We start from the raw sequence: 8477 nt of genomic DNA on the forward strand, positions 1-8477 counted from the left end.
CGTTTGGAAGTTCCATCAGGTGGGAAGAGAGTAAACATGAACCAGAAAGGGTTTACATTAGTTGAATTAATTGTAGTTATCGTGATTCTGGGTATTTTGGCAGTGACCGCCGCACCACGATTTATTGATTTTCAGGCTGATGCCCGAAAAGCCACGCTGCAAGGGGTTAAGTCTGCCCTGCAAGGTGGCTCACAACTGGTTTATGCCAAAGCAGCCATCGCCGGCATTCAACGCTCCGACGACGACAACCTGCAAATTAACGGCAGTACGGTATACACAGTATATGGTTACCCGGCCATCCGTGATGTGGTCACCAACCTGAGTGCCTGGGCCGACATCAACGGCAGCGGCAGTGGGAACAACACTGATTTTCGCATTGGCGTATCCACCGATTCCGCCCCGGCAGCAGTCACCCAAACGGATCAGTTTGCGATCCTGCCCAGTGGCGTAGGCTCAACCGAAGACTGCAAGGTAATTTACGAGGAAGCCCAGAGCGAGGGTGGTAGCCCGACTATTACCGTTCTGGATGACGACTGCTAAAACAGGCACAAGGATTAATATCTGGCGTGTAAGCCTAGCGCCAGATAACTCACCCTCTGCGAATAATTATACAGCTCGTCGAGATATCCGTTGTGATACCTGATGACCATGGGTATCGCAAACAACTCCAGCTCAGGCTTATCAAATATACTGGCTATTCCTCGGCCTACAGGTACGTCAACATAGTAGCGCAGGTCGAAGGTGCTTCGCTTAAAAGGACTACCACCGATTAGCTGACCGGTTCGATAAGTAATGCGCAATGCAGTATCTACATTGCCTATCAGAAATGGCGCATTGATATCTATTTCAGTTCCTACATAATCTTGTAGTTCGGCGGCTACTCCTGCCCGCCACCAAATTCCGTCTTCTGGCTCTTTATCGAGTTGATGTCTCACTTTGGCGAATATTGAAATGCAATTGAACCGACTAAAGCAATTTTCCTTATCGCTGCTTTTACTCAATCGGTAGTTCGCACCAAAAGCGATAAAATTGTTAGAACGACTAATGGTTTGCTGAGCCATTTCAAATATATCGGATTCAGATACCTCCTCATCCCCCTCATAATCCACGGCAAAGGCATTTAGCTCAGTTTGCAACCTTTCCAAGGTGTCGGTTACCTGGCCATTTGACTCATGCTCCAGCGATACAAACCATGATGACAAACCTGTTTTATCGGGATCCCACATTCTGCTGTAAAAGAGACTGGGATTATGGCGTGTGGTCACTACCGGGCTGGAGTTACGCGTGAGTGCAAAAAAGTCAAACTCTCCCTGATATGCTATTGCAACGGCATACTCAGCTTCGTTTCCTTGCGGTATGGGAGTATTGGTCATCAGATACCGAAAGCCCAGGCTAACATCTGCGTGACGTCGAGTTCCGTCTGTATCGGTGTAGCGAGCGACGACCTCGTTGTCACCCCATTGCGCAAACTTACTGAAATAACGAGAGTCAGTATTATCAGTACGCTCACGTTTGATTTTATCAATGATCTCTATGGATTGTGTGGCAGCCAGAGCCGACCATGGGAAGAGTAAACAAAGCAGTGTCAGTATTTTCATAATTATTTTCCTTGGGTTGATATCTCATCACGCGGAACTTCATTACGCCATGTACTGCTATTCATCTAAAAAATGTGGTGCTGTATTGAGATGAAATCTCTCACACTATTGAATATTGGAAATGCTTTTCAACGATGCTATCAATCCACTAATCACATTATGCTATGCTATCTTCAACATGCTGGTTGCGCTGTACAGTAGCGATTTTTGACTTTAACAACCATAGGGTAAGACCATGCCCAAGTTTAAGCATCCCGGCGTTTATATTCAGGAAATCCCCAACATCAGTACCGACATCATGGCGGTACCCACTGCGATACCGGCTTTTGTCGGGTACACGCAAACCGCGGCACGCGATAAGGACGGCGACTTACACCTGACGCCAACCAAAATCACCTCGTTTAAGGAATACTGCCAGTTATTTGGCCAGAGTGAAGCTGAACCCCTGCACTTAGAATTAGCCTCAGCCTCCGGCGGAATAACCTTAAAACAAATATCGCCGGTATTACCACGCCAGATGCTGTGGTATGCCATCAGGCTGTTTTTTGATAACGGCGGAAACGAATGTTACGTGGTATCGACCGGGGATTACCAAAAGCCGGTTAGCTTATCAGCGCTTGAGGATGGCGTGAAAGCAACAGCGACGATAGACGACATCACCCTGCTTCTAACACCCGAGAGTGTAGTGCTGGCACCGGCCGACTATACGCAACTGGTTAACAGGATGCTTTCGCAATGCAGCACGCTAGCCGATCGGATAGCCCTTCTCGACCTGCCTGACGGGGATAAGGTGTTAAGCGCATCCCTGCTGAGTACCAACCGCGCTTACCTTGGTTATAACCACCTTGATTTTGGTGCCTGTTACTACCCCTTTTTAACCACTACTCAACCCTGGCAATCAGTGCAGCACCATCAACATGTACAGCTAAGCATCGATAACGGTAAAACTACCCAGCTTAGCCAGATAAAAGCCGACGACCCCACACTCTTTAAGCTCATTTATGCCTTGTTATCAGACCTTTTTGTTTGCTTACCGGCATCCGTAGCGGTGGCAGGGGTTATGACCTCAGTTGATACCAGTGACGGCGTATGGAAAGCGCCGGCAAATGTTGCGCTGACCAGTATCAGCAGCCCCATGATAAGTATTTCTGACACGGCCAATAATACGTTAAATTCGGATACCACATCGGGGAAATCGATTAATGCTATTCGCGAATTCTCCGGCCGTGGCATTCGAATCTGGGGAGCTCGCACGCTGGCCGGTAATGACAACGAATGGCGCTATATCAGCACCCGACGGTTTGCCAACATGGTGAAAGAGTCGGTAGAGAAGTCGCTTTCCTGGGCGGTGTTTGAGCCCAATGATGCCAATACCTGGGCGCGAATAGTAAGTTCGGTGAATCACTTTCTGACCCAGTTATGGAAGCAAGGTGCACTGCCCTCTGCCACGCCGGACGATGCCTTTTACGTTCACTGTGGCCTGGGCACAACCATGACCGCCAATGACATTCATCAGGGAGTGATGAACATTGAAATTGGCATGGCTGTAGTGAGGCCTGCTGAATTTATCATTCTGCAGCTACAGCTGCATTCACAACAGGCCTGATGCAAGGTGAATGTTTTTATTCTTGCACCGCATTGTTAGCTTTTCATGCGTAAAAAATAGCGTATATTACGCTCAAACCACTATGCCGGAACAGAATCATTCTGGCATCTAATTACGTGCCAATTATTTACAAAAAGGAAACCCAGTGACAGCGACGCCCTGTTTGAAAGTGCTTATTATCGATCGTAATAAGCCGCGGCTGAATACTACCCAACAGCACCTTGAATCGGTGGTCTCGGTGCTCGATCGCAGTGACTTAACCCTGGAGTTTCTGGCCGTTAATTCAGAATCAGCGGCGGTAACAGCGCTCGACAGCGATGGCGACATTCAGGCGGTTTTACTGAGCTGGGAAACTCTGGGCGACAGCATTCGCGACTCATCCATTATTGATGCCATTAAATCACGTCGTCTGGAAGTCCCCGTGTACGTTACAGGTGAAGATGAGGTGGGCTTTGATATTGTCAGCCGCTCCAGCAAAATTGAAGCATTTTTTGCGCTGCACGATATCACTTCCGATCCGGAGTCTTGCCTGGCCTATATTATCAACGACTTTGACGATCGTAGCGAAACCCCGTTCTGGACGGCCTATAAGAAATACGCGGTAGAAACCAACGATTCCTGGCACACGCCGGGCCACAGCGGTGGCGCCAGTTTCCGCAGTTCAAGCTATATCCATGACTTCTATAAGTTTTTCGGCCGAAACATGTTTATCAGCGATTTGTCGGTCAGCGTGGACTCTTTAGGCTCATTATCTGACGGCACCAATGCCATTGGCAAAGCCCAGAACCTGGTTGCCAACACCTTTGAAGTTAAGCACTCTTACTTTGTGACTAACGGCTCTTCCACCTCTAACAAGATTATCCTGCAAACGCTGCTGCGTGAGGGAGATAAGGTCATTGTAGACAGGAACTGCCACAAGTCGGTGCATTATGGCATTGTGCAGGCCCGCGCCCTGCCGCTATATCTCGACAGTATTCTGGATCCCAAATACGGTATTTTTGCGCCGCCTTCGCTGACCCAGTTAAAAACTTTTATCAGCGACAATAAAGACGCCAAGCTGATTGTGCTGACTGGCTGTACCTACGATGGCCTGCTTACCGATTTAAAACAGGTTGTGGATTATGCTCACCAGTTCGATATCAAAGTGTTTATTGATGAGGCCTGGTTTGCCTACTCTTTGTTTCATCCCCAGTACCGCGAGTACTCGGCCATTAATGCCGGCGCAGATTACGTTACCCATTCAGCCCATAAGGTGGTATCGGCATTTTCTCAGGCCTCTTACATTCACATTAACGATCCGGATTTCGATAAAGATTTCTTTAAAGAAATTTATGCCATTCACACCAGTACTTCGCCACAGTATCACCTGATTGCATCGCTGGATGTGTGCCGTAAACAGCTTGAAATGGAAGGCTTCAAGGTTATAAATAACCTGCTAAACCACGTGCGCGAATTTAAAGAGCAAGCTGCCAAGTTCAGCCGCATTCGCATTTTAGGCAAAGACGATTTCAAACTCATGTTCAGCCATTTTGAGGCTGATAATATTGGTCACGATCCGCTGAAGATCCTGATTGATATCTCTGCGCTCTCCTACTCCAACCAGGAAATTCATCGTTTCCTGATGGACGAGGTAGGCCTGGAAATTGAGAAATTTACCCACAGTACCCTGCTGGTATTGCTCACCTTTGGCGGGATGCGTTCTAAAATTGTACGCCTTTATAACGCGCTGAATAAACTCGATGCCGGGCATGTGTCGTTACGTAAAAGTAGTCGCCAGAAAGAACTGCCAAGTAAGATCCCGCCGATTAGTCTGGCAATGCTGCCCTCAGAGGCATTCTTTGGTAAACGGGAAACCGTCCCTCTGCAAAACAGCGTGGGGCGAATCGCGGCGGCGTTAATCACGCCTTACCCACCCGGCATTCCTCTATTGGTGCCTGGACAAACCATTGAAGCCGAACACATTAACTACCTCAATGCCCTGTCGAGCCAGAAACTCACCATTCAGGGGCTGATTGATGGCGACATTTACGTTTTAGAGCAGTAATCACATCAGGTTACCGGGTATAAACCTGGTAACCTCGCCTCACCATAGTCAACATTCACCACCATCGCCCGCACCAAACCATTTAATTTTCTCATTTCATACTGGTTGCACCAATAGTCGGCCAAATATGGACTATATTTACTTATGGGCTTGGAAAATACCGGTCGCTACAAGCTGATTAAGTATCATTTACTACTCCTAAGTCGTGATTAACCCATTCTAATAGCTTCAGAGAACACGTATTTTGATTAAAAATTGAGTTGTTTGAAGTGACGGATAAGCAGTAAGCGCCACGGATTACTGTAATGAACAAAAAGTGAAGCGATGTATGAATCTAGCGGAATTAGTGCAACAAGCGGAATCCGTCTTTGTATTACCAGACTCGGTAACCCGGTTAAAATCCTGTATCGATGATGATGCCTCAAGGATTGATGATGTTGCAGAGATCATCAGCTTTGATCCCACGTTAACCTCACAGTTACTGAAAATAGCCAACAGTGCGCTTTACCAGTTTACTTCGCCTATCGAAACGGTAACCAAAGCCGTGCAGGTAATAGGCACCCGGGCAACCTACGATTTGGCCCTGTCGTACGGGGTTTCTCACACCTTAAAAAGTGTAGAAACCACCATTATTGATATCGACCGTTTCTGGGAGCAAAGCGTAAGTTGTGCTCTGCTCGCCAAACACCTGGCCGAGAAAAAGCGTATTCGGGAATCGGAGCGCTTTTTTGTAAGTGGTTTGCTGCATAACATAGGCGAGCTGGCCATGATTAAAGTGGCCCCGGACATGGCGAAACGCTGCCTGAATACCGATAAAGACACTTCATCAATCTATTTGCAGAAAGAAGTCATGGGGTTTACCTATTGTGATTTTTCCGCCGCACTTATCAAAGACTGGGGCTTACCATCGAGTATCTATCGCCCCATTTCCACTCTGCTTGAAACCGATCTTTGCCAATTAGACACCGACGCGCTTATCGTAAAACAAGCCTATTTATTAGCGCAGGATAACGTGAATGCCGATATCAACGTAGGTTATCCGCCCGTCGGCCCAGCCTTGCTGGCTGCTCTAAAACTCACCGAGGACGACACAGAAAGTGCACTGGATGAAACTAACATGCAGCTAATTAGCGTTATTCAGCTGTTTAATCCCAGTGCATTTAATATCTTTTAATAAAAATGACCCCATTAACGAGTCTATGCTATAGATATAGGCACCGTTACCTGGCTGATATTGCAGAACATGGATCACCTGAAACTTCGCTATTGCGGCTTCATCTTTATTCTTTTGCTGCTGACAGGCTGTGTCAGCACTATTGGCAGAGATTTTCAAAAGCTCGAAGAGCCGCAGATAACTCTCGGAAAAACAACGACTCAGGGTATCATCGGGCTGCTGGGTAAACCAAACACTACAAGCGCTTTAAGCCAGGGCACGGCTTATAACTATATTTACCACAATCGCAATGCCAAAGCGGTTACCCCTAATGGGGTGGCATCGCGCTTTCAGACTTTCAACTTTAACAACGAAGGCATTCTGACTGGTTATCAGTTTGGCAGTTCTTTTGTCGAAGACAGTACGTTTTTTAAAACTCATAACGTAAGCAAAATTAACAATGGTGACAGCAAAGATAAGGTTTTAAAGTTATTAGGCGAGCCCTCAGGCATCGAGCGCTATCCTCGAGACCTTAAGCATGCCTATGTACTCGTCTATAGTTATCCCAGAACAACGCACTCAGAGAGCACTTTTAGGATGGAAAATAGCGTTGTTAATGTTGCCTTTGCCCACAACGATAGGGTTGTACGGGTAGAAACATTTAATCTGAATGCTGATTAGCAAGTTTTTAATAAATATCTGCAAGGACGTAGCATGAAAAATGGCGTTGCTCTAAACACTCGTATCGGTTTACTCCTTGCTATATTGTTGGGCTTTAGCACTTTTGTGCATGCTCAAAGTGACGAGAAACCAGAAGATATAGAAATAGTGGACGTTGTTGGCCAACGGCCCTTGAGTTACTACCGAAAACAACTGGTGGAAACTGAACTCGCGTTTTACGATATGTACAATGCCTTAACAGATGTGAAAGAGTTCAAAATCAGATGCAGAATAGAAAAGCCATCGGGTAGCCATATTGCTCGCAAGGTTTGCTACCCGCAATACGAACTCTCTGCAATAGCGCATGAAACTCAAATCGCCATGATCCCTAAGGCTCAGGATACCCGAGGCATAATTGAGCCGCTGCCGACTTCTTCAGGCGTAAGAGAATTGGTGAAAAATGAGAAAAAAGCTGCCACTGAGCATTTGATAAAGCTTCTAACCGAAAACCCTGGGTTACGTGAACAATATCAAGCGCTAATCGCGGATATGACAAGGTTCAAGCAAGCGAAAAGTGCTATTCAGCAAGCCAGTTCAGATGATTAACAGAGTAATGGGATATCGCTTAAAGCGAGGGAGAGATTGGTCGGTGTGAGAGGATTTGAACCTCCGACCCCTGAGCCTCAATGACTTCTCTAACGCTAACATTTTGAACCTTAAAAGCAACTCCGTAAATCAAACCAACCAATCATCAAGTCTATTTTCTCCTGTACCTTACTAATAAGAACATTCCCATAATTAGTAAGAATAAACTATTTGGACTATTAACTTCATTTATGTTTCTAACTAGTGCCGTTCCCGTAGATAACAGAAGCGCCTCAGTGTAGCCAAAATTGTCACTAGAAAGACCAATATCACTTACAATAAAGCCAAAATCAGGAAAATGATCATGATTTACAGAAGCTCTATTTATTTTATTATCATTATCTTCATCATCTCCAAAATAAGCATGAGCATGAATTTGTTCTACTCCCGCTTGAAAATCTAATTCTTGATCACTGAACAGTTTGATAAATGCAATTGCCGCTGAGTTATTTGCATCTTGTGAATCCCCATGAGGACCAATCAACTGATCTGCATTTTCATCTGAAACAAAGGGAGAGCGTGGGTACGGTAGAGGAAAACCTGTTTCACCGAGCTTAAAAGAGTTAAATAGGTTTGCCATTTGAGAGTTTGTTGCTATCGACCAACCGTTAGATTCGTATCTTGCCACCGCTTCGTGTGCGGATAATCCATAAGTTTGGTTCCACATAAGCCACTCCAGCCCCCCTCCTCTTATCACAATATCGTTAGAGTCTCGCGAATAACTCTCGTGAGTGATGAGGGTTGCATAACTTTTCGAACAAAGAAAAACAG

The 8477-nt window shown here is 46.1% G+C and carries 8 protein-coding genes; 6 read left to right on the forward strand and 2 right to left on the reverse strand.

Going from position 1 to position 8477, the window contains the following annotated elements:
• The first annotated feature begins 36 nt into the window (after positions 1-36).
• Positions 37-540, forward strand: coding sequence for a type II secretion system protein (locus tag AC27IB_RS12995; protein ID WP_296048643.1), 504 nt, complete (start codon positions 37-39; stop codon positions 538-540).
• A gap of 14 nt (positions 541-554) precedes the next feature.
• Here AC27IB_RS12995 and AC27IB_RS13000 read toward each other — a convergent pair whose 3' ends face one another.
• Positions 555-1598 carry a hypothetical protein gene (locus tag AC27IB_RS13000; RefSeq protein ID WP_487121359.1) on the reverse strand — a complete coding sequence of 348 codons (1044 nt, stop codon included), beginning with the start codon at positions 1596-1598 and terminating at the stop codon, positions 555-557.
• Positions 1599-1833: 235 nt separating this feature from the next.
• Between AC27IB_RS13000 and AC27IB_RS13005 the strand changes: the two genes are divergently transcribed.
• The 5 genes from AC27IB_RS13005 (at position 1834) to AC27IB_RS13025 (ending at position 7667) form a co-directional block, all read left to right on the forward strand.
• Complete coding sequence (locus AC27IB_RS13005; RefSeq protein WP_296048638.1) at positions 1834-3204, forward strand: phage tail sheath family protein; 1371 nt, start codon at positions 1834-1836, stop codon at positions 3202-3204.
• A 145-nt stretch (positions 3205-3349) separates the two neighbouring features.
• Positions 3350-5248: an aminotransferase class I/II-fold pyridoxal phosphate-dependent enzyme gene (locus tag AC27IB_RS13010; protein WP_487121361.1), complete on the forward strand. Its 1899-nt coding sequence runs from the start codon at positions 3350-3352 to the stop codon at positions 5246-5248.
• A 328-nt stretch (positions 5249-5576) separates the two neighbouring features.
• Positions 5577-6422 carry an HDOD domain-containing protein gene (locus tag AC27IB_RS13015; RefSeq protein ID WP_487121363.1) on the forward strand — a complete coding sequence of 282 codons (846 nt, stop codon included), beginning with the start codon at positions 5577-5579 and terminating at the stop codon, positions 6420-6422.
• Between the two features lie 69 nt (positions 6423-6491).
• Positions 6492-7082 carry an outer membrane protein assembly factor BamE domain-containing protein gene (gene bamE, locus AC27IB_RS13020; protein WP_487121365.1) on the forward strand — a complete coding sequence of 197 codons (591 nt, stop codon included), beginning with the start codon at positions 6492-6494 and terminating at the stop codon, positions 7080-7082.
• 33 nt (positions 7083-7115) lie between these two features.
• Positions 7116-7667, forward strand: a complete 552-nt coding sequence (locus AC27IB_RS13025; protein WP_487121367.1) for a hypothetical protein — start codon at positions 7116-7118, stop codon at positions 7665-7667.
• Positions 7668-7818: 151 nt separating this feature from the next.
• On the opposite strand, the gene AC27IB_RS13030 is transcribed toward AC27IB_RS13025, so the two are convergent.
• Positions 7819-8477, reverse strand: a 659-nt coding sequence (locus AC27IB_RS13030) for a hypothetical protein (protein ID WP_487121369.1), incomplete at its 5' end; no start/stop codon positions are given.

This window comes from Alteromonas sp. 4NH20-0104, from assembly GCF_057547795.1.

Bases quoted from the DNA above. Each gene is read 5' to 3' on its own strand.
- AC27IB_RS12995 (WP_296048643.1), top strand. From the start codon at position 37: ATGAACCAGAAAGGGTTTACATTAGTTGAATTAATTGTAGTTATCGTG.
- AC27IB_RS13000 (WP_487121359.1), bottom strand. From the start codon at position 1,598: ATGAAAATACTGACACTGCTTTGTTTACTCTTCCCATGGTCGGCTCTG.
- AC27IB_RS13005 (WP_296048638.1), top strand. From the start codon at position 1,834: ATGCCCAAGTTTAAGCATCCCGGCGTTTATATTCAGGAAATCCCCAAC.
- AC27IB_RS13015 (WP_487121363.1), top strand. From the start codon at position 5,577: ATGAATCTAGCGGAATTAGTGCAACAAGCGGAATCCGTCTTTGTATTA.
- bamE (WP_487121365.1), top strand. From the start codon at position 6,492: ATGGATCACCTGAAACTTCGCTATTGCGGCTTCATCTTTATTCTTTTG.
- AC27IB_RS13025 (WP_487121367.1), top strand. From the start codon at position 7,116: ATGAAAAATGGCGTTGCTCTAAACACTCGTATCGGTTTACTCCTTGCT.